At 64.2% G+C, this 19954-nt stretch carries 17 protein-coding genes; 14 read left to right on the top strand and 3 right to left on the bottom strand.

Going from position 1 to position 19954, the window contains the following annotated elements; translation table 11 throughout:
- Window positions 1-69: 69 nt before the first annotated feature.
- From SPHV1_RS20445 to SPHV1_RS20420, 6 genes are all read left to right on the top strand, one after another.
- Window positions 70-522, top strand: a complete 453-nt coding sequence (locus SPHV1_RS20445; protein ID WP_054947846.1) for a MarR family transcriptional regulator — start codon at window positions 70-72, stop codon at window positions 520-522.
- Window positions 519-2567: an FUSC family protein gene (locus SPHV1_RS20440; RefSeq protein WP_054947845.1), complete on the top strand. Its 2049-nt coding sequence runs from the start codon at window positions 519-521 to the stop codon at window positions 2565-2567. Before SPHV1_RS20445 ends, SPHV1_RS20440 begins: the two co-directional genes overlap by 4 nt.
- Window positions 2564-2779 carry a DUF1656 domain-containing protein gene (locus tag SPHV1_RS20435; protein ID WP_054947844.1) on the top strand — a complete coding sequence of 72 codons (216 nt, stop codon included), beginning with the start codon at window positions 2564-2566 and terminating at the stop codon, window positions 2777-2779. The genes SPHV1_RS20440 and SPHV1_RS20435 overlap by 4 nt, the downstream gene beginning before the upstream one ends.
- Window positions 2776-3633, top strand: coding sequence for an efflux RND transporter periplasmic adaptor subunit (locus SPHV1_RS20430; protein WP_054947843.1), 858 nt, complete (start codon window positions 2776-2778; stop codon window positions 3631-3633). Before SPHV1_RS20435 ends, SPHV1_RS20430 begins: the two co-directional genes overlap by 4 nt.
- Before the next feature lie 23 nt (window positions 3634-3656).
- Entirely contained in the window at window positions 3657-5054 is a 1398-nt protein-coding gene (locus SPHV1_RS20425; RefSeq protein WP_054947842.1) for an efflux transporter outer membrane subunit, read from the top strand.
- A 182-nt stretch (window positions 5055-5236) separates the two neighbouring features.
- A complete protein-coding gene (locus SPHV1_RS20420) occupies window positions 5237-7012 on the top strand; it encodes a DEAD/DEAH box helicase (protein WP_054947841.1) in 1776 nt (591 codons plus the stop codon).
- 15 nt (window positions 7013-7027) lie between these two features.
- Here SPHV1_RS20420 and SPHV1_RS20415 read toward each other — a convergent pair whose 3' ends face one another.
- Genes SPHV1_RS20415 through SPHV1_RS20405 form a run of 3 tightly spaced genes read right to left on the bottom strand, consistent with a single transcriptional unit; the run spans window position 7028 to window position 10134 of the window.
- A complete protein-coding gene (locus SPHV1_RS20415; protein WP_054947840.1) occupies window positions 7028-7498 on the bottom strand; it encodes a GreA/GreB family elongation factor in 471 nt (156 codons plus the stop codon).
- Entirely contained in the window at window positions 7495-9378 is a 1884-nt protein-coding gene (locus SPHV1_RS20410) for an ABC-F family ATP-binding cassette domain-containing protein (RefSeq protein ID WP_054947839.1), read from the bottom strand. Before SPHV1_RS20410 ends, SPHV1_RS20415 begins: the two co-directional genes overlap by 4 nt.
- Window positions 9379-9435: 57 nt before the next feature.
- Entirely contained in the window at window positions 9436-10134 is a 699-nt protein-coding gene (locus tag SPHV1_RS20405; protein WP_054947838.1) for a TetR/AcrR family transcriptional regulator, read from the bottom strand.
- Window positions 10135-10260: 126 nt separating this feature from the next.
- Between SPHV1_RS20405 and SPHV1_RS20400 the strand changes: the two genes are divergently transcribed.
- From SPHV1_RS20400 to SPHV1_RS20365, 8 genes are all read left to right on the top strand, one after another.
- Window positions 10261-11262, top strand: coding sequence for an HlyD family efflux transporter periplasmic adaptor subunit (locus SPHV1_RS20400; RefSeq protein ID WP_054947837.1), 1002 nt, complete (start codon window positions 10261-10263; stop codon window positions 11260-11262).
- Entirely contained in the window at window positions 11259-13052 is a 1794-nt protein-coding gene (locus SPHV1_RS20395; protein ID WP_054947836.1) for an ATP-binding cassette domain-containing protein, read from the top strand. The genes SPHV1_RS20400 and SPHV1_RS20395 overlap by 4 nt, the downstream gene beginning before the upstream one ends.
- The gene (locus tag SPHV1_RS20390; RefSeq protein ID WP_054947835.1) at window positions 13052-14176 is read left to right on the top strand and encodes an ABC transporter permease; all 1125 of its coding nucleotides are present in this window, start codon (window positions 13052-13054) and stop codon (window positions 14174-14176) included. Before SPHV1_RS20395 ends, SPHV1_RS20390 begins: the two co-directional genes overlap by 1 nt.
- Window positions 14177-14180: 4 nt before the next feature.
- Window positions 14181-15293 carry an ABC transporter permease gene (locus tag SPHV1_RS20385; protein ID WP_054947834.1) on the top strand — a complete coding sequence of 371 codons (1113 nt, stop codon included), beginning with the start codon at window positions 14181-14183 and terminating at the stop codon, window positions 15291-15293.
- 16 nt (window positions 15294-15309) lie between these two features.
- Entirely contained in the window at window positions 15310-16827 is a 1518-nt protein-coding gene (locus SPHV1_RS20380) for an efflux transporter outer membrane subunit (RefSeq protein ID WP_156367408.1), read from the top strand.
- 152 nt (window positions 16828-16979) lie between these two features.
- Window positions 16980-17282 (top strand): septum formation initiator family protein, encoded by a 303-nt coding sequence (locus tag SPHV1_RS20375; protein ID WP_079729533.1) that lies wholly within the window; start codon window positions 16980-16982, stop codon window positions 17280-17282.
- 135 nt (window positions 17283-17417) lie between these two features.
- Window positions 17418-18503 (top strand): pyruvate dehydrogenase (acetyl-transferring) E1 component subunit alpha, encoded by a 1086-nt coding sequence (gene pdhA / locus SPHV1_RS20370; RefSeq protein WP_054947831.1) that lies wholly within the window; start codon window positions 17418-17420, stop codon window positions 18501-18503.
- A complete protein-coding gene (locus tag SPHV1_RS20365; RefSeq protein WP_054947830.1) occupies window positions 18503-19873 on the top strand; it encodes a pyruvate dehydrogenase complex E1 component subunit beta in 1371 nt (456 codons plus the stop codon). Before pdhA ends, SPHV1_RS20365 begins: the two co-directional genes overlap by 1 nt.
- Window positions 19874-19954 lie beyond the last annotated feature (81 nt).

The following is a 19954-nucleotide window of genomic DNA, read 5'->3' as shown; positions in this document are numbered from 1 at the left end:
AAAGTTGGCTTGCGATATTGACGGCGCCGGCCCGCTTGAGCTTATTCGTTAGCGTGCTAATTATTAGTCATGAACGAACGTGAGCGTCTGCAACGAACCCTGGCGACCCGGATGGGGCCGGTGGCACGCGCCTGGCAGCAGCTTGGCGATGCCGCCCTCGCGTCCCTCGACATCTCCAACTCGGCAGGCTGGGCACTTGTCCATCTCCTTCGCATGGGCGGCGATGTCAGGCAGGGCGACCTGGCGCGAAGCATCGGCATCACCGAGCCGTCGCTGGTCCGCACGCTCGATCGCCTCGAGGAATCCGGCCTTCTCGAGAGACGGGCCGACGAGCAGGATCGGCGTGCGAAGCACGTACGGCTGACCGCAAAAGGCGTTGATCTTGGCAACCGCATCGACAATCGTCTCGTGGCCGTACGTGGTGAGCTGCTGGCGGACCTGAATGACAAGGAACTCGCGACGGTCGTCGACGTCCTTGGACGCCTGTCCGACCGCATGGCAGAGGCGGCCGGCCGTCGATGATGAAACGCTTCGGAATCGACTCTGCGGTGTTCTCGCTCAAGGCTTACATCGCGGCGATGATGGCGGTCTATTTCTCCATTCAGATCGGGTTGGAGCGGCCGTACTGGGCTTTTCTCACGTCCTATATCGTCGCCCAGCCGCTCGCGGGGGCGGTGCTGTCGAAGGCGCTGTTCCGTGTCATCGGGACTTTCGTCGGCGCGGCGGCCAGCGTGGTCATGGTGCCCGGCCTCGTCAATTCGCCGGTTCTTCTGGTCGGCGCGATCGGCCTGTGGCTTGCGCTTTGCGTGTTCGTTTCGCTGCTTGATCGTACGCCACGCGCTTACGCTTTCGTGTTGGCAGGCTACACCGCAGTCCTGATCGTCCTGCCGAGCGTCGACACGCCCGGTGCCATCTTCGAGACGGCGAGCCTGCGCCTGCAGGAAATCACTGTCGGCATCCTCTGCGGTAGCCTGGTTCATGGCCTTGTTCTGCCGCAGTCGATTTCTTCCTTCCTGTTGCGCAGGGTCTCAACGATCCTGCTCGATGCAGAGCGCTGGTCTTCGGACTCCCTACAGCCCAATCCCGACCCGAGCGTCGACGCCGAGAGGCGAAGACTGGCGCTGGACATTACCGAGTTGCATCAGCTCTCGATCCACCTGCCGTTCGAGACTGCACGGGTCGCGCCGCGGATCCGGACCGTGCGCGCCCTGCAGGACCAGCTCTCTCTCATCATGCCGCTTGGTGCGGCGGTGACCGACCGCATCGAACAACTCGATGTCGAAGCCGCAATTCCCGACGATGTGCACAGCCTGCTGGACGATGCGCGCGACTGGTTGCGAAACCTTGATCGATTGGAGGCTGCGGAGCGCGAGGAACAGGCCCGCCAGTTGCAGGCGCGCTGCACAGAGCTTGAGCCGGTGGTTTCGACGGATTCGAGCTGGCACGATCTCATGCTTCTCAGTCTCGTTTCGCGCCTTTCGACCCTGATCCGGGCGCACCGCGATTGCCGCGACCTGTCCGAACAACTTTCCTCGCTGGACCGAAGGCCTGTCTCCGCGCGCGCTGCCGAGCTTCTTGAAGGGAGGCGCGGGCGGGAACTGCATTACGATGTCGGCGGTGCGGCGAGGGGCGCGATAGGCGCATTCATCACGATTGCCGTAGGATCGGCGCTCTGGATCGGCAGCGGGTGGACCGAGGCCTACGCGGGAGTCATGCTTGCAGGCGTCTTTTCCGCACTCTTTTCCGCCGCGCCCGATCCGCTGGCTCCCTTGCGCGCCTTCTTCCTGGGCACCCTGATCGCCATCGTCATTGGCGCCATCTATGGCTACGCGATCCTGCCTGCCCTGCATGGCTTCCCCGAATTCGCTGCGGCCTTGGCTCCGGCATTGCTCTTGCTGGGAGCCTTGATGTCATCCCCGCGGTACGGCGGATTTGCCTTGCCGATGTTGCTGGGCCTGGGCAGTCCGTTGCTGATCGCTCCCACGTATGTCAGCCGCTTCGGCAGCTACGTGGACGGGGCGCTCGCCCAACTCGTGGGGATCGTCTTTGCCATTACGATGATCCGGCTGCTGCAGTCTTCGGGTCTCGAGGCAGCAATCCGTCGGACCATTCGCGCAGGCTGGAAAGATATCGCCGAGCGCAGCAATCTCATGGCTCCTGCGGACTTTCAGGGCTGGATCAACCGCATGCTGGACCGCATCGCGTTACTTGCCCCGCGCCTCGCCATGAGCGGAAAGTCGCCCGGCTCGCCGCTCTACGATGCCCTGCGAGACTTGCGCACGGGCGTGGCGATCGGCGAGCTTCGTGACCTGCGCCTTGCCATGACTGCGGAGAAGTCGGCCCCGGTGACCAAGGTCCTGCGCGATGTCGGCGAATATTACCGCAAGCTTGAGCCTGAACGCGAGAAACCAGCCGCTCCGGCCTTGCTGGCGGATATCGACCGCGCCCTGAAGGAGGTTCTGGGCGATGAGAACCCCCGGTTCGTGCGCTCCGGCGCCCTTGCCCTCATCAGCCTGCGGCGCAATCTTTTCCCGGAAGCAGAGCCCATGAAGGAGACGCCCGCATGAGGGGAGAGCTTTCCATCTTCGGCGTGTTCGTACCCACGCTGCTCGTTCTCGCGATCATCGCGGCCATCCTGACGGCGGTGGTCGTCCGGCTCGCCAACGATTTCGGTTTCTATCGTTTCGTCGCCTACCGTGCGTTGGTAGACGTCTGCCTGTTCATTCTCGTCCTTGGCCTTCTGGCCATGACAGCCCCCCTGATCGGTTTCCCCCAATGAAGCGTTTCTTCTCGCGCATAGCCCCCAGCCTTGCCACCATCGTCATCGTTGTGATCGCGACGTTCGTTGCGATCTGGCTGTGGCGGCACTACGAAACCAGTCCCTGGACCCGTGACGGTCGCGTGCGCGCCGACGTCGTGCGCGTGACGCCCGACATCAGTGGTCTCGTGACGTCGGTGGCGGTGCAGGACAACCAGAAGGTGCACAAGGGCGACCTCCTGTTCGTGCTCGACCGGCCGCGTTACTCGCTGGCAGCCGCACAGGCGCAGGCCAACGTGGCAAGTGCCCGGGCGACGCTCGATCAGGCCCGGCGCGTGGCCCGGCGCGATACTGCCCTCGGCGATCTCGTGGCGACCGAGACCCACGAACAGAACCTCGCGACGGTTGAAACCGCGCAGGCGGCTCTGGCCGAAGCGCAGAGCGCGCTGGCGGCCGCGAAGCTCAACCTTGCGCGCACTGAAGTGAAGGCTTCGGTCAACGGCACCGTGACCAATCTCGACCTGCATCCGGGAGACTTCGTGGCGGCGGGCAACCAGGCCATGGCCCTGATCGACAGCGACAGCATCCGCGTGGAGGGCTACTTCGAGGAAACCAAGTTGCCCTACATCCGCGTTGGCGCCCCGGTGACGGTGGTGCTCATGGGTGAGGATCGCAAGATCGAGGGCGTGGTCGAAAGCATTGCCGCCGGCATCAACGATACCGCCCGCAGCAACTCGGGCAATCTCCTGCCCAGCGTCGAGGCGACGTTCACCTGGGTCAGGCTGGCCCAGCGCATTCCGGTGCGCGTGCGCCTCACCGATGTGCCCAAGGACCTGCGGCTCATCGTCGGGCGTACTGCTACCGTCACGATCTAGCCGGCAGACAAGGACGGCAAGTGATGCGCAAGTGCCTGCCCATCGCTGCTGCGCTGCTGCTTGCCGGTTGCGCCACGGCCGGTCCCGATTACGCGCCGCCGTCCAATTCGGTCGCGACGAGCGACAGTGCCAATGGCGCTTTCGTTTCGGCGAGCGACGCCGCCTTTTCCCAGCAGTCGCTGCCCGAACGCTGGTGGCGCCTCTATGACGACCCGGTTCTAGATGGCCTGGTCGAGCAAGCCCTGACCGCCAATGCCGACTTGCGCGCTGCCGATGCCAACCTGAAGCGGGCCGAAGCGGTCATTCGCGGAACCGCCGCCAACCGCACTCTCAGCACCCGGATCTCCGGCGGCGCCAGTCTCGCGCGGCCATCTTCGACCGGCTACTCGCTCCCCGGCGTGGTCGATTACGATGCGGGCATTGCGCTCGCCCTGCCGCTCGACCTGCGCGGCAAGATTGCCCGTGCCATCGAGGCCAGTGAGGCCGACCGCGATGCGGTGGCCGCAGCCCGCGATGCCGTGCGCGTCAGCGTCGCGGCCACGACGGCCAAGGCCTACGCAGACGTTTGCGGCGCGAATTTCCGTCTCGCGGCGACGAAGCGCATCGTCGCCCTGCAGCGCCAGACCCTCGATGCCACCCGTCGGCTGGAAAAGGGCGGTCGCGGCACGGCCTTCGATGTCAGCCGGGCGCAGGCGCAAGTCGATGCCAGCGAAGCGAAATTGCCGGGTTTCATGGCGCAGCGCCGCAGCGCGCTTTATCTGCTTGCCACATTGCTGGGACGCCCGCCCAGCGAATATCCGAGCGAAGTCGAGCAGTGCGACACACTTCCCGCGCTCGCGAAGGCAATGCCGGTGGGAGATGGCGCGGCGTTGATCCGGCGGCGTCCCGATATTCGCCAGGCCGAACGCACCATGGCCGCCGATACGGCGCGCATCGGTGTGGCAACGGCAGACCTCTATCCGCAGGTCAGCCTTGGCGGTTCGCTTGGGGTTTCCGGCCCGCTCAAGGATATCGGCGGCCCGACCTCATTCGGTTTCAGCCTCGGTCCATTGATCAGCTGGTCGTTTCCCAATCGCCCGGTGGTGCGCGCCGCGATCGACCAGGCCAACGCGCAAGTGGAAGCCGATATCGCGGGCTTCGATTCGACCGTGCTGTCCGCTCTGCGCGAGACCGAAACCGCGCTCGAGGTTTATGCACGCGATCGCGACACGACTGCGGCTTTGGGCCGGGCGCGTGAAAGTGCCGCACTTTCGGCACAACAGGCCGGCAAGCTGTTCCGCTTCGGACGCAGCGATTTCCTGACCTTGCTCGATTCGCAGCGCTCGCTGGCGGAGGCGGAAGCGAATTACGCCAATGCACAGGCCGGACTGGTCGACGATCAGATCGCCATTTTCCTCGCCCTGGGCGGCGGCTGGGAGTAGCGCGCAGAGCCGTTTGCACCGGAATTTATCGCGTTCGCGTAAAACTAATTACACCTTGTCAAAAATGAACCGCGCATATTTTGCCGAATGCCTCTATGGGGAGGCAAATTCCGGCCTATGAGCCGTGCATCCCGTCATCCCTTCTCAGCCAGGCCGCATTTGCGGCAGGATATTGTATTTCTATGACATTTACCCGGGTTCCCCAGCCGCTGGCAGAGGCGCTTGAAGCGCATGGCTACGAGTCGCTGACCGCAGTTCAGTCGGCTGTCGTCGAGGCCGAGGCGCAAGGACGAGACCTCGTCGTCTCCGCGCAGACCGGTTCCGGCAAGACCGTCGCCTTTGGCCTGGCCATGGCGGACGAACTTCTGGCGGGCGAGGGGATTACATCCCCCGGCGCGCCGCTGGCATTGGTCATTGCCCCGACCCGCGAGCTTGCCTTGCAGGTCAGCCGCGAGTTGACCTGGCTCTATGCCCGCACCGGCGCACGTATCGTGACCTGCGTGGGCGGCATGGACCCGGTTCGTGAACGCAAGCAGCTTGAGCACGGCGCCACTATCGTCGTCGGCACGCCCGGGCGTCTGCGCGATCACCTCGAACGCGGCAAGCTCGACCTCGAGCAACTGCGTGTCGCGATCCTCGACGAAGCCGACGAGATGCTCGACATGGGCTTTCGCGAAGATCTCGAGGAAATCCTCGATGCCACGGCAAAGAACCGTCGCACGCTGCTTTTCTCGGCGACGATGCCCAAGCCGATCGAGGCGCTGGCCCGTCGCTACCAGCAGAATTCGCTGCGCATCTCGACGATGAGCGAATCGCGTGGCCACGGCGACATTTCCTATCAGGCCGTGACCGTCGCGCCGGCCGACATCGAGCGCGTAGTGGTCAACCTGCTGCGCCTGCACGAAGCGGAAACCGCCATCCTGTTCTGCGCCACGCGCGATAACGTGCGGCACCTGCATGCGACGCTGACCGAGCGCGGCTTTTCGGCCGTGGCGCTGTCCGGCGAGCATTCGCAGAATGAGCGCAACAACGCGCTGCAGGCCCTGCGCGATCGTCGGGCGCGCGTGTGCGTTGCCACCGACGTTGCTGCGCGTGGCATCGATCTTCCTTCGCTTAGCCTCGTCATTCACGTGGAAATTCCGCGCGATGCCGAGACACTGCAGCACCGCTCGGGCCGCACCGGCCGCGCTGGCAAGAAGGGCACGGCCGTCATCGTCGTGCCGTTCCCGCGCCGTCGCCGCGTCGAAACCATGCTTCGCGGTGCGCGCGTGCAGGCGGAATGGATCGAAGCACCCACGCCCGAGCAAATCCGCCGTAACGACCGTGAGCGCCTGATCGAGCAGATCATGCAGCCGGTGGAGTTCGACGAGGAGGATCGCGAGATCGCCAAGGACCTGCTGGCCAAGACGAGCGCGGAAGAGCTTGCAGCCGCCCTGGTTCGCAGCTTCCGCGAGCGTATGCCGCAGCCTGAGGAGCTCATCGGTTCATCGGCGGACGCGCAGCAGAAGCGCCAGCGCCCCGGCTTCGATGATGTGGTGTGGTTCCGCATGGATATCGGCAAGCGCCAGAACGCCGACCCGCGCTGGATCCTGCCGTTGCTCTGCCGCCGCGGTCATGTGACCCGCAATGCCGTGGGCGCGATCCGCATTTCCGCCAATGAGACCTACTTCCAGATCCCCAGCGAACAGGCAGACCAGTTCTCCAAGTCCGTGGCACGCACGGCGCGTGAAGGTGCTGATGACGAAAGCGGTGTGCTGATCGAGCTGGCCCCCGATACCCCGCGCGATGTCGCCAAGGGACGTCGTCGCGAAGAAGGTGCTCCGCGCCGCCACCCGCGAGGCGAGGGCGGTCCGCCGCGCGGTGAAGGCAAGCGCTACCAGCCGCGTCCGACGGGACACAAGGCCGGCGGCCCCGGCCAGTTCGGCAAGAAGCCGCGCAAGGATCGCCGGGGAGACTGACGTCTCCCCAGAGGGTTATTCCGCGTTGAGGGGCGCTATCGAGACGATCTCGATGGCCTCTTCCTTTCCATTGAAATCGACGAATTCACCGACTTGCGCATCCATCATCGCGCGGGCGAGGGGCGCTGTGAAAGCCAGCCGGTCCCGGGCCGGTTCGGCCTCGTCGTGTCCGACGATCTCGATCGTGCGGTGCTTGCCGGCCAGCACGAAGCGCACCTGGCAGCCGAAAGCGACCAGTTCGCCAGTCGGAGCGGGCTGGACCTGTGCGGTCGCCAGCCGGGCGCGCCAGTAACGCAAGTCGCGCTTGGCCGAGTTTCGGTCGGCGTCCTCGGTCAGCGTCGGTAACTCGCTCTCCAACTCGGCAATGCGGGCACGGATCCGCACGAGGCCCTGCGCGGTGACGAGGTTCGGCCCGGGCGGGATCGGCACTTCGAACTTGGGCTCGAGATGTTCCTCGTCGCTCTCGCGGCGGAACGCGACGCTCATGCTGCACCTCCCATGACCGATTCCAGTGTTTCGCTGGCCTCCAGCCACGCCATTTCGGCTTCTTCGAGCTCTTCGGCAGTCGCGGTGCGGCGCTTGCCGATCTCGCCAATGCCCAGGCGCGCCAGTTCCCCCTTGGCCTTGGCCGGATCGACGAGGGCATTGTCGAGTTCGTCCAGCTGCTTTTGCAGTCGCGACATGCGCGTTTCGGCCTCAGACACCTTGCGGCGCGCGGCCTTGAGTTCCTCACGGGCGATGGCACCGGCCTTGCGTTGGGGCTTTGCTTCCGGGACTCCGGGCCTTTCTTCCGCCTTGGGCTGGTTCCGCCCGAGGACGAAGTCTATGTAGTCCTCCATCGATCCATCGTAGGGCCTGGCGCTGCCCTGATCGACCAGCACGAGCCGGTCGGCGGCCAGTTCGACCATGTGACGGTCGTGGCTGACGAGGATGACCGCGCCCTCGAAGGCATTGAGCGCCTGTACGAGCGCCTCGCGCGCATCGACGTCGAGGTGGTTGGTCGGTTCGTCGAGGATCAGCAGGTGCGGCGCATCGCGGGTCACGAGGGCGAGAGCCAGGCGCGCGCGCTCACCGCCGGACAGGGTATGCGTTTCCGCCGTCGCCCGCTCGCCGGAGAAGCCGAAACGGCCGAGCTGGTTGCGCACGGCCAGCGGCGGCTTGTCGGCCATGGCGCGGGTCATCAGCTCGAGCGGGGTGGAACCGCTCGGAAGTTCCTCGACCTGATACTGGGTGAAGTAGCCGATGCGGATCTTGCCCGAGAAGGTGATATCGCCTTCCATCGGTTCCAGCTGTCGCGCGAGCAGGCGCGCGAGCGTCGTCTTGCCGTTGCCGTTGCGGCCGAGCAGGGCAATGCGGTCTTCCGGATCGATCCGCAGGTTCAGTCGCTTCAGGACCGGTTCGCCCGGCGTATAGCCGACGGCAGCGAGATCGAGCGTGACCAGCGGCGGGCGCAGTTCATCCGGGCTCGGGAAGTCGAAGCTGAGCGAGGGGTCTTCGCTCATCGCCGCGATGGGCTGCATCTTGGCCAGCATCTTGGCGCGCGACTGCGCCTGCTTGGCGGTAGAGGCGCGGGCGCTGTTGCGTGCAACATAGTCGGCCAGCTTCTTGCGCTGGGCTTCCTGATTGGCCCGCGCGGCCTCGGCCTGCGCGACGCGTTCGGCGCGGATGCGCTCGAAGCTGTCGTAGGTGCCGGGATAGAGTGTGAGCTTGCCTTGCTGCAGGTGCAGGATGTGATCGACCACGGTGTTGAGCAGGTCGCGCTCGTGGCTGATGATCACGAGCGTGCCCGGATAGCTTTGCAGGAAGCTTTCCAGCCAGAGCGTCGCTTCGAGGTCGAGGTGGTTGGAAGGCTCGTCGAGCAGCAGCACGTCCGGTGCCGAGAACAGCAGTGCGGCCAGCGCCACGCGCATCTTCCAGCCGCCCGAGAAGCTGTCGAGCTGACGCGACTGCATATCCTCATCGAAGCCGAGGCCGACGAGGATGCGCGCGGCACGGGCCGGTGCGCTGTAGGCGTCTATGGCGATCAACCGCTCGTGCACGTCGCCCAGCCGGTGCGGATCGGTGCAGGTCTCGGATTCGGCGAGCAGCTCGGTGCGCTCGACGTCGGCTTCCAGCACGGCTTCGAAGGGCGTTCGGGTGCCGCTCGGTGCTTCCTGGGCGATATAGCCCAGCCGCGCGCGGCGCGGCATTTCGGCAGCGCCGCCGTCTGGCTCGATCTCGCCTATGATTGCCTTGACCAGAGTCGACTTGCCGGCGCCGTTGCGGCCGATCAGGCCCACCTTGCCGCCATTGGGAATGGTGGCGGTGGCTTGGTCAAGGATGGTGCGCCCACCAAGGCGCACGGTCAGATCGCGGATCGTCAACATGGCCGCGCGCCTAGCAGGAGGCGCGGCGAATCCCAAGCGGACTTGCTAGACCTTGCTTCAGTCTGATCCTGATACAGCCGCCGAGTGGCTGCGACCGATCGCCTGCAGCCCGCCGAGGGCAAAGCTCAGGAGGTGATCGACAAGTTCGTCCTTGCCCATGTCCTCGATCCGGCGGGACAGGGGATTGTCGTTGCGGCGGGCGACGAAGATCATGGCGCAAGGGGCGCCGACGCTGACAGCACAGCGCACAAGCGCGGGGTCTCCTACGGGGATGTCGCTGATTTCGCTCAGGACCGAAGACAGGGCGCGGAACTTGGGGCCGATTTCCTGCTCGAACAGAACCTCGATATGCGAACCGGGGGAGAGCAGTTCCCGGGCGAGGACGTTGCCGTTCCACTCCTTGGGGGCGAGGGCGCGCGTCACCAGCCTGTCGAGGATTCGCCGCAGCTTGTCTTGCGGGAGCCCGTCTCCAGTCGCGATGGCCTGCAGTTCGTCGAGGGTGATGAAGCGCCGATGCGCTTCGACCAGTACCGCCTTATAGAGGCCGTCGCGGCTGCCGAAGTGGTAGTTGATCGAGGCAAGATCGACGCCCGCATCGGCAGCGATCGCTTTGCTGGTGGTTTCGGCAAAACCGTTGGCACCGATCAGTCGTCCGGCGCTATCGATGATCCGCGCGCGGGTTCTTGCCCCGTCGCCACGCGTGGTGCGCTGCGGGGCTTCTTCATCGTTCCGGTCGGTTCGCTTCTTCTGGCTCATCGAGGCTGGACAATAGCCAATCTTCAATTTAAATTCAATTTAAGTTAAGGCGCTGCCATCGCGAAGCCGCATGATGGATGGTAGAACCGCGATGCCAGACACCCCGGACCGAAATCGGAAGCCCGCATGAATAAGATCGCTGCCGCAATCATCGGACTCATCGTGGTAATCGCCTTTGGGTACTGGGTTTCCCAAGGGCGCCAAAGTGCCGATGGCGACGGTCTCGTCCTCCATGGCAATGTCGATATTCGCCAGGTCTCACTGGCCTTCGAAGGCAACGGCCGGGTCGAGCAGTTGAATGTCGATGAGGGCGATGCGGTCACGGCCGGGACGGTTCTGGCTCGGCTCGATACGACAACCCTGTCATTGCAGGCAGAGCAGGCCCGCGCGCAGGTGTCGGCCAGCCAGCAGAACCTGCTGCGCATGCGCAACGGATCACGGCCCGAGGAAATCCGGCAGGCTCGCGAACGGCTTGCCGCGGCGATGGCCGACGCCAAGCGCGCGGGCGACGATCTGGCGCGGATGGAAGCGATTTCCGACAGGACCGACGGTCGCGGCGTCAGTCGGCAGGAGATCGACAGCGCCCGCAACGCGGCAAAGGTTACCGCGGCTCGCGCCAATGAACAGAGGGAAGCGTTGCGACTGGCCGAACAGGGGCCGAGGGCGGAAGACGTCGCCGCTGCGCAGGCCCAGTTGAAGGGGGCGCAGGCGCAACTGGCCTTGCTCGATCACCAGATCGCGGAGGGCGAATTGCGTGCGCCGGAAAATGCAGTCGTGCGTACGCGTCTCCTCGAAGTGGGCGACATGGCATCGCCGCAAAGGCCGGTCTACGAACTGGCGCTCACCAGTCCCAAATGGGTTCGCGTCTATATCGACGAGGCAGATCTTGGTCGCGTCAAGCCGGGTCAGTCCGCGAAAGTGACGAGCGACAGCTTTCCGGACCAGCCGGTTGCAGGCAAGGTCGGCTATATCTCGTCGGTTGCCGAATTCACGCCCAAGTCCGTCGAATCCGAAGAGCTGCGCACGAGCCTTGTCTATGAAGTGCGTGTGCGGGTGGACGACGCGCAGAACCGCCTGCGACTGGGGCAGCCAGTGACAGTGCGGATCGCGGCGGGCCCGGCGCGGTGAGTGAAACCGTCGCAACCGTCGTCAGCGAAGGTTTGCGCAAGACTTTTACCGCGCCAGACGGCACGTCCTTCAACGCTATCGACGAGGTTTCGTTCAAGGTTAGGCCCGGAACCTTGAGCGCCTTCGTCGGACCGGATGGTGCCGGGAAAACGACGATGATGCGCATGATGGCCGGATTGCTGGCTCCGGACGAAGGTGCCCTTTCGGTATTGGGCGTAGATGTGCGCCGGGATCCGCAGGAGGTGCAGAACCGCATCAGCTACATGCCGCAGCGTTTCGGTCTCTACGAGGACCTCTCGGTGCAGGAGAACCTCGATCTCTATGCTGACCTCCACGGTGTTCCGTTGGACGAGCGCAAGGAGCGCTTCGCCCGGATGCTGGAAATGACCGACATGGCACGCTTCACCCAGCGTCCGGCGGGCAAGCTTTCGGGCGGGATGAAGCAGAAGCTGGGACTTGCCTGCACCCTCGTACGGGTGCCCGAACTGCTCCTGCTCGATGAGCCGAGCGTCGGCGTCGATCCGCTTTCCCGGCGCGACTTGTGGCAGATCCTCGAGCAGTTGATCGGGGACGAAGGGCTCAGCGTCATCGTCAGCACGGCCTACATGGATGAAGCCGAGCGGTGCGACGAGATTTTCGTCCTCAACAAGGGACGCCTGCTGGCGGAGGGAACACCGCAGCAGTTGCGCGGCAAGGCCGATGGACTGACCTATATCGCCACACCGGCGGATGGCATGCTGGCCCGCAACCTGCAGGCCCGCCTGATCGATGCAAGGGATCGCATCGTCGATGCCGTGCCGCGTGGCGGTGCAGTGCGCCTCATCCGCGCTCAGGATCATGAGCCGGCATCGATCTCTGAGCTTCTTGGAGGCGCCCGGATCGAGCCTCGTCCCGCGGAACTGGAAGATGCCTTCATGTTCCTGCTGCGCCAGCACGAGACGTCCGGCGAAGCCCACAAGCCGCCGCCACTCACCGCAGGTGCCTCCAATGCTGCACCGGCTGTGGGCAGTGAAGACAGCGGGAGCGAGCGCGAAGTCATGATCCGCGTACGCGATCTGGTGCGTCGGTTCGGCGATTTCACCGCTGTCGCCAATACGTCTTTCGATGTCGTGAAAGGGGAGATCTTCGGGCTGCTCGGCCCCAATGGCGCGGGCAAGACGACCACGTTCCGGATGCTGTGCGGACTGTTGCCGGCGACCAGCGGACAACTCGATGTTGCAGGCGTCAACTTGCGGACCGCCCGCGCCGCTGCGCGCGCGCGCATCGGTTATGTTGCGCAAAAATTCTCGCTCTATTCGAACCTTAGCGTGCGAGAGAACCTGGAATTCTTCGGCGGAGCCTATGGTTTGCGCGGCAAGATGCTGCGCCGGCGCGTGCGCGAAACGCTAGAACGGTTCAATCTCGATGCTTCGGCGACCTGCGGCCTGCTGCCGCTGGGCTACAAGCAGCGCCTGGCGATGGCGACCGGCCTGATCCACGAGCCCGACATTCTCTTCCTCGACGAGCCGACCAGCGGCATCGATCCGCTGGCGCGGCGCGCGTTCTGGCGCACGATCACGGCGCTTTCCGATGAGGGCGTGACGATCATCGTCACGACCCACTTCATGGAAGAGGCGGAGTATTGCGACCGTATAGCCATACAGGATGCCGGGCACCTGTTGGCTCTGGGAACGCCGCGCGAAGTGCGTGAGCAGGCCGGAAACGGCGAAACCGACGACATGGACCGTGCCTTCATCGCCATCGTCGAGCAGGGCCGGGCTCGCGCTTCCGATGAACAGGCAGCGGCGTGATGCGTTCCGAGTTTCTCGTCCGCCTGACCGCGCTGACCCGAAAGGAAGCCCGCCAGATGCTGCGCGATCGCAGCAACCTGATGGTTGGACTTCTGCTGCCGGTCGCCCTGATCCTGCTGTTCGGATACGGACTGTCGTTCGATGTGCGCGACGCGCCTGTCGCGGTGGTCCTGGACGACAACTCTGCCATCGCGCGCGAAGCGGTGGCTGGGATCGAAGGCTCGCGCTGCCTCTCGCCGGTATACGTCGACACGATGGCGCGTGCCGAAGCCATGCTTCAGTCGGGCAAGGTCGATGCGATCGTTCGGGTTCCGATCGATTTTTCCCGACGACAGGCCACGGGGAGCGCCACGATCCAGCTCATCCTGAACGGCATCGATTCAACGACGGCGACTTCGCTGGATGCCTACGTTTCGGCTTCCGTATCGAACGCCATGCTGCGCCGGATGGACCGCGAAGGCGCAGCCCCCCATCGCGGATCGATCACCCTGATGCAGCGCACCTGGTTCAACGAAGCGGGGATCAGCACCTGGTATCTCGTGCCGGGACTGATCGTCCTGGTCATGACGCTGGTCGGGGCGTTCCTGACCTCGTTGCTGATCGCCCGTGAATGGGAGCGCGGAACGCTGGAAGCGCTGTTCGTCACCCCGGTCAGGCCGCTGGAGATCGTGCTGGCCAAGCTGTTGCCTTACATGGTGGTGGGCCTGGTCGATCTGGCGACGTGCCTGCTGGCAGCCCGGTTCCTCTTCCATGTGCCGATCCGCGGTTCGCTCTTCGCGATCGTCCTGGCATCGTCACTCTATCTGGCCGTTTCCCTGCTCCTCGGCCTGTTCATATCGGGCCGTACCCGCAACCAGTTTGCGGCGAGCCAGGTGGCCCTGCTGACCAGCTTCCTGCCGGCGCTCATGCTGTCGGGCTTTATATTCGATCTGCGCAACGTGCCTGTCGCGGTACAGGTCATCGCCCAGCTCCTGCCCGCCACGCACTTCATGGGCATGGTGAAGTCGCTGTTCCTCGCCGGGACGGACTGGATGATGGTCGCACGCAATTGCACGATCTTGGCGGCATACGCCTTCGTTCTCATTTTCGCGACGCGCAGGACCCTGCGCAAGACGCTGGACTGACGCCATGCAGGCCGTGATTGCCTATATTGCCCAGATCGCTTTCCTCTGCCGCAAGGAGGTATTGGCGATCCTCAAGGACCCGGCCAACCGGATCATTCTGCTCGCCCCGGCCTTCTTCCAGACGATGCTCTTCGGATATGGGGCGACCTTCGACCTGACGCACGTTTCCTATGCATTGCTGGACCAGAGCAGGGGCGCAGCGGCGCGAGAGTTCGTGACCCGGCTCGACGGCACCGGTGTGTTCGAGCGCGCGGCAACGCTCACTTCGGCCAAGCAGATTGCCTCTGTCATCGATCCGGGCAAGGTTCTGCTGGCCATCACCATCCCGGCGGATTTCGATCAGAGACTGGCACGGGGTGAGGGGGCGACGATCCAGGTCATCCTGGACGGTCGCAATTCGTCTACCGCCGCTGCGGCAGCGGGGTACCTCAACGCCATCGCTCAAGGGGCCAATGCAGCGCGCGGTGCGGCTCCTCCGATTACGATAGAGCGACGGGCGTGGTTCAATCCCAACCTCAATTCGCGCTGGCAGATCATGCCGGCGATGATCGCGACACTCAGTATGCTGCAGACGCTTCTGCTGGCAGCCCTGTCCGTCGCTCGCGAACGAGAGCAGGGGACTTTCGACCAGTTGCTGGTCACGCCGCTATCGCCGCTGCAGATCCTGGTGGGCAAGGCCTTGCCTTCGATCCTCGTCGGAATCGCCCAGTCGACGATCGTGTTGATGATCGTACTGTTCTGGTTTCGGATACCGATGAGCGGTTCGCCCTGGTTGCTCTATCTCGGCCTGCTCAGCTTCACCGGCGCCGCGGTCGGCATCGGCATGTCATTATCGGCCTTTGCGCTGAACATGCAGCAGGCCATGCTCTACTCGTTCCTCGTCATCATGCCGTTGACGATGCTTTCCGGCTTGCTGACCCCGATCCGCAACATGCCCGAGGTGCTGCAGCTAGCGACGTACGTCAATCCGCTGCGCTTCGGCGTCGATCTGGTCCGCCGCGTCTATCTCGAAGGCGCGGGGCTGGCCGACGTCGCGACTGATTTCATTCCCCTGGTGCTGGTGGCAGGCGTGACCCTGCCACTTGCCGCCTGGCTGTTTCGTCACCGTCTTGCCTGATCTTCGGATGCCCGCCATGTCCCCAAACTCGAAAATCCATCGCCTGAGCCGGTCTGCCGGCATCGCCATAGCCCTTGCCACGCCGGGCGGTTGCACGGTCGGCCCGAACTATGTCAGCTCCGCTCCCGACGCGCCGCAGGACTGGACCAGCTGGCGCAGCGCCGACCCGTCATTGCTCGCGCCAGCGAATGCCGACGTCGTGATGCCGACCGATTGGTGGACTGCCTTCAAGGACCCGGTTCTCGACGATCTCGTCAGTCAGGCGCTTGCGGCCAGTCCGGATCTCGAGACTGCCGCATTGCACTTTGCACAGGCGCGCGTGCAGCGTTCGGGCACGGCTTCTGCAGCCTTGCCGCAAGTCGGCGCGAGTGCAGACGTCAGCAGGCAGCGGCAAAGCGAATATGGCGCGGGCACCCGTTTGTTCGATGCCATCGGGTCTGACCGCGATGCCCTGGCCAAGTTGCTCTCCCAACCCTTCACGCTCTTTCGCGGCGGGTTCGATGCCTCCTGGGAAATCGACCTGTGGGGCAAGGTGCGGCGCTCGATCGAGGCAGCGGACGCGACGGTCGCACAGAAGGGCGCCTTGCTGGACCAGGCGCGCCTGAGCGTGGCGAGCGAAGTGGCCTCAACCTATTTCGACTTGCGCACGAGCCAGCGGGACATCGCCCTGCTGCGCGAGGATATCGCCTTGCTGCGCGATCGGATTTCGCTGGTGAAGGCCCGCGTCGAAGGCGGCCTCGACAGTCACGGCGATCTCGACCGCGAGGATGCGGCGCTGCAGGGCATGGAAGCGCGCTTGCCGGCAACCTTGGCGAAGGAGGCCGCGCAGGCCAATGCAATCGCCCTGTTACTCGGGAAGCCTCCGGGCAGTCTCAAGGAAAAGCTGGCTCCGCGCGGGAACGATGTGGTGCAATTGCCGCCCGATCTTTCCCTTGGCCTGCCTTCCGAAGTAGCCTTGCGGCGGCCCGATGTCCGCGCGGCAGAGGCCGGCCTGCACGCGGCTACCGCGCGCATCGGCGTGGCCGTGGCGGACCTTTATCCCAGCATCCGGCTCGGAGGCGGCTTCGGACTGGAATCCTACAGAAGTCAGAATCTCTTCGACTGGGCCAGCCGCAACTGGTCCATCGGTCCCAGCCTCGATCTCCCGCTTTTCGACGGCGGTCGGCGGCGCAGTGTCGTGAAGCTGCGCAAGCTGGAGCAGCGCGAGGCCGCCGTCGCGTTCCAGACCACGGTGCTCAAGTCCTGGCAGGAAATAGACAACGCCCTCAACCGCTCCACGGCCGCACGTCAGGAGCACGAAAGCCTGACGAGGAAGCTCGGAGCCACGCAATCGTCCCTCGCCATCGCGCAAGCGAGCTATGAAAGCGGGGCGATCAATTATCTGGGCCTGATCGAAGCGAAGAGAGCGCTGATCCAGGCCCGCCGGGAATTGTCCGAGAACGAAGGGCTGCTGCGCGCCAGCTACGTCGCCGTCAACAAGGCAATCGGCAACACTCCGGAAAATCCCTTAGTGCAGAATGTTGCCCAACGTTGATCCGGGCATCGCTACAGGACTTATCAACATCATTCCTTGTACCCCGGCATTGGAACGGCCGGACGGGCGCTGTGCGTGCCTGAGGTTAAAGCGTATTGAATAGTGCTTGCAACGCTGATTCACTTGTGATTCTATCCCTTCCCATGAGGACTATGCGCCCTGAACCCAACATTGCGAAAGAGCGACTCGTGCAGGGCCTGTCCCTTGCCGTGCTCCTGCTCATGGGCGCATTTGTTATTGCCGGTCCGAGCGGCCTGATCGCCTGGGGTGAAAACCAGCGCCTGCTCGAACAGCGCCGTGCCGATCTCGCTTCGCTCAAGCTGGAACGCGCACGCATTCAGAATCGCGTCGACCTGCTCGATCCCAAGCACGTGGATCCGGACCTTGCCGGCGAATTGCTGCGCGGCAATCTCAACGTCGCCCGTTCCGACGAAATGGTGATGCTCATCCCCTGAGCCGCGATAAGCAGGCATCCGGCAGGCAATAATTTTTTGTTGCTGAATTCGTATTTTCCCGTCCGGGCGCTTTCGCTTTGTCCACCTCTTACCTATACCGCCCGAAATTGATCACATCGACGATGGGGAACCTCATTGCCCAAAGCCAAGACTGACGCCCAGCCCGGCGCAAATTCGACCGGGTCGCCGGCAGAGGACCAGGACTTTCTCCTGCGCAGCCTCCAGGAAGCCCATGCGGCCGATCGCCGTTACAAGGCGAGCAAGGAAGAGCTTCTCAAGCTCTATGAGCAGATGCTGCTCATCCGCCGTTTCGAGGAGAAGGCCGGCCAGCTGTACGGACTCGGCCTGATCGGCGGCTTCTGCCACCTCTACATCGGCCAGGAAGCGGTCGCGGTCGGCCTTCAGTCGGCGCTCGACGGCAACAAGGACTCGGTGATCACCGGTTATCGCGACCACGGCCATATGCTGGCCTACGGCATCGATCCGAAGGTCATCATGGCCGAACTCACCGGTCGCCATTCGGGTATCTCGAAGGGCAAGGGCGGCTCGATGCACATGTTCAGCGTCGAGCACCGCTTCTACGGCGGCCACGGCATCGTCGGTGCGCAGGTCTCGCTCGGCACCGGTCTCGCCTTTGCGCACAAGTACCGTGAAGACGGCGGCGTCGCGATGGCCTACTTCGGTGACGGCGCGGCCAACCAGGGTCAGGTCTACGAGAGCTTCAACATGGCTGCCCTCTGGAACCTGCCGATCATCTTCGTGATCGAGAACAACCAGTACGCGATGGGCACGGCAGTCGCCCGTTCGTCGGCCGAGACGCACTTCTACCGTCGCGGTACGGCGTTCCGCATCCCCGGTATGCAGGTCGACGGCATGGACGTGCTCGAGGTCCGCAAGGCGGCCGAAGTCGCGCTCGAGCATGTGCGCGGCGGCAACGGTCCGGTTCTCATGGAACTCAACACCTACCGTTATCGCGGTCACTCGATGTCCGACCCGGCGAAGTACCGCAGCCGTGAGGAAGTCCAGGGCGTGCGCGACAAGCGCGACCCGATCGAGCATGCCAAGGCCGAGCTCATGGAAATGGGCGTGGACGAGGCTGAACTGAAGGCGATCGACAAGCGCGTGCGCGCCGATGTTGCCGAATCCGCAGACTTTGCTGAGAATTCACCCGAGCCCGATATGTCCGAACTCTATACCGACGTCCTGGTGGAGCGTTACTGATGGCGATCGAACTGAAGATGCCCGCGCTCTCGCCGACGATGGAAGAGGGCAAGCTGGCCAAGTGGCTGGTCAAGGAAGGCGACGAAGTCTCCTCCGGCGACATCCTTGCCGAGATCGAGACCGACAAGGCGACGATGGAATTCGAAGCCGTCGATGAAGGCACGATCGGCAAGATCGTCGTTCCCGAGGGAACCGAGAACGTCAAGGTCGGCACCGTGATCGCGGTCCTCGCCGGTGAGGGCGAGGATGCTTCGACCGTGGCCCAAAGTGTTTCGGAAACTCCGGCTCCGACCCCGGCGCCCGCATCGTCCGAGCCCGCCAAGGCCAAGGCCGAGGAAGCTCCGGCACCTGCGCGCAAGGACCCGGAAGTGCCGCATGGCACCAACATGAAGACCTCGACCGTGCGCGAAGCCCTGCGCGACGCGATGGCCGAGGAAATGCGCCGCGACGAACGCGTCTTCGTGATGGGTGAAGAAGTGGCCGAGTACCAGGGCGCCTACAAGGTGACCCAGGGACTGCTCGAGGAATTCGGCCCCAAGCGCGTCATCGACACGCCGATCACCGAGTACGGCTTCGCCGGTATCGGCACCGGCGCGGCGATGGGCGGTCTGCGCCCGGTCATCGAGTTCATGACCTTCAACTTCGCCATGCAGGCGATCGATCACATCATCAACTCGGCGGCCAAGACCAACTACATGTCGGGCGGCCAGATGCGTTGCCCGGTCGTGTTCCGCGGCCCGAACGGTGCGGCATCGCGCGTTGGCGCGCAGCACTCGCAGAACTACGGTCCGTGGTATGCCAACGTTCCGGGTCTGGTGGTCATCGCGCCTTATGACGCGTCGGACGCCAAGGGTCTGCTCAAGGCTGCCATCCGCAGCGAAGACCCCGTGGTCTTCCTCGAGAACGAGCTGATCTACGGCCGTTCGTTCGAACTGCCGGAACTGGACGACCACGTTCTTCCGATCGGCAAGGCGCGCATCATGCGCGAAGGCAAGGACGTCACGATCGTTTCCTATTCGATCGGTGTCGGCCTGGCGCTTGAAGCGGCTGAACAGCTGGCCGGTGAAGGCATCGATGCGGAAGTCATCGACCTGCGCACCCTGCGTCCGCTCGACAAGCAGACGATCCTGGAAAGCCTCGCCAAGACCAATCGCCTGGTCGTCGCCGAGGAAGGCTTCCCGGTCTGCTCGATCGCATCGGAAGTCATCGCGATCTGCATGGAAGAAGGCTTCGACGATCTTGACGCCCCGGTCCTGCGCGTGTGCAACGAGGACGTGCCGCTTCCTTATGCGGCCAACCTCGAGAAGGCCGCGCTGATCGACACGCCCCGCATCGTCGAGGCGGTCAAGAAGGTCTGCTATCAGGGCTGAGCCCGCAGACCTTCACGGTCGGGAACATGAAAGGGCCGCCGGTTCGATGCCGGCGGGCCTTTTTCATTTTTTTGTTTGAAA

Origin of the sequence: Novosphingobium sp. KN65.2 (assembly GCF_001368935.1) — a bacterium.
In the GTDB taxonomy this organism is placed as follows: Bacteria; Pseudomonadota; Alphaproteobacteria; order Sphingomonadales; family Sphingomonadaceae; genus Novosphingobium; species Novosphingobium mathurense.
This window is presented reverse-complemented; position numbering and strand designations above follow the sequence as displayed.

Bases quoted from the DNA above. Each gene is read 5' to 3' on its own strand.
- SPHV1_RS20445 (WP_054947846.1), top strand. From the start codon at position 70: ATGAACGAACGTGAGCGTCTGCAACGAACCCTGGCGACCCGGATGGGG.
- SPHV1_RS20440 (WP_054947845.1), top strand. From the start codon at position 519: ATGATGAAACGCTTCGGAATCGACTCTGCGGTGTTCTCGCTCAAGGCT.
- SPHV1_RS20435 (WP_054947844.1), top strand. From the start codon at position 2,564: ATGAGGGGAGAGCTTTCCATCTTCGGCGTGTTCGTACCCACGCTGCTC.
- SPHV1_RS20430 (WP_054947843.1), top strand. From the start codon at position 2,776: ATGAAGCGTTTCTTCTCGCGCATAGCCCCCAGCCTTGCCACCATCGTC.
- SPHV1_RS20425 (WP_054947842.1), top strand. From the start codon at position 3,657: ATGCGCAAGTGCCTGCCCATCGCTGCTGCGCTGCTGCTTGCCGGTTGC.
- SPHV1_RS20420 (WP_054947841.1), top strand. From the start codon at position 5,237: ATGACATTTACCCGGGTTCCCCAGCCGCTGGCAGAGGCGCTTGAAGCG.
- SPHV1_RS20415 (WP_054947840.1), bottom strand. From the start codon at position 7,498: ATGAGCGTCGCGTTCCGCCGCGAGAGCGACGAGGAACATCTCGAGCCC.
- SPHV1_RS20410 (WP_054947839.1), bottom strand. From the start codon at position 9,378: ATGTTGACGATCCGCGATCTGACCGTGCGCCTTGGTGGGCGCACCATC.
- SPHV1_RS20405 (WP_054947838.1), bottom strand. From the start codon at position 10,134: ATGAGCCAGAAGAAGCGAACCGACCGGAACGATGAAGAAGCCCCGCAG.
- SPHV1_RS20400 (WP_054947837.1), top strand. From the start codon at position 10,261: ATGAATAAGATCGCTGCCGCAATCATCGGACTCATCGTGGTAATCGCC.
- SPHV1_RS20390 (WP_054947835.1), top strand. From the start codon at position 13,052: ATGCGTTCCGAGTTTCTCGTCCGCCTGACCGCGCTGACCCGAAAGGAA.
- SPHV1_RS20385 (WP_054947834.1), top strand. From the start codon at position 14,181: ATGCAGGCCGTGATTGCCTATATTGCCCAGATCGCTTTCCTCTGCCGC.
- SPHV1_RS20380 (WP_156367408.1), top strand. From the start codon at position 15,310: ATGTCCCCAAACTCGAAAATCCATCGCCTGAGCCGGTCTGCCGGCATC.
- SPHV1_RS20375 (WP_079729533.1), top strand. From the start codon at position 16,980: ATGCGCCCTGAACCCAACATTGCGAAAGAGCGACTCGTGCAGGGCCTG.
- SPHV1_RS20365 (WP_054947830.1), top strand. From the start codon at position 18,503: ATGGCGATCGAACTGAAGATGCCCGCGCTCTCGCCGACGATGGAAGAG.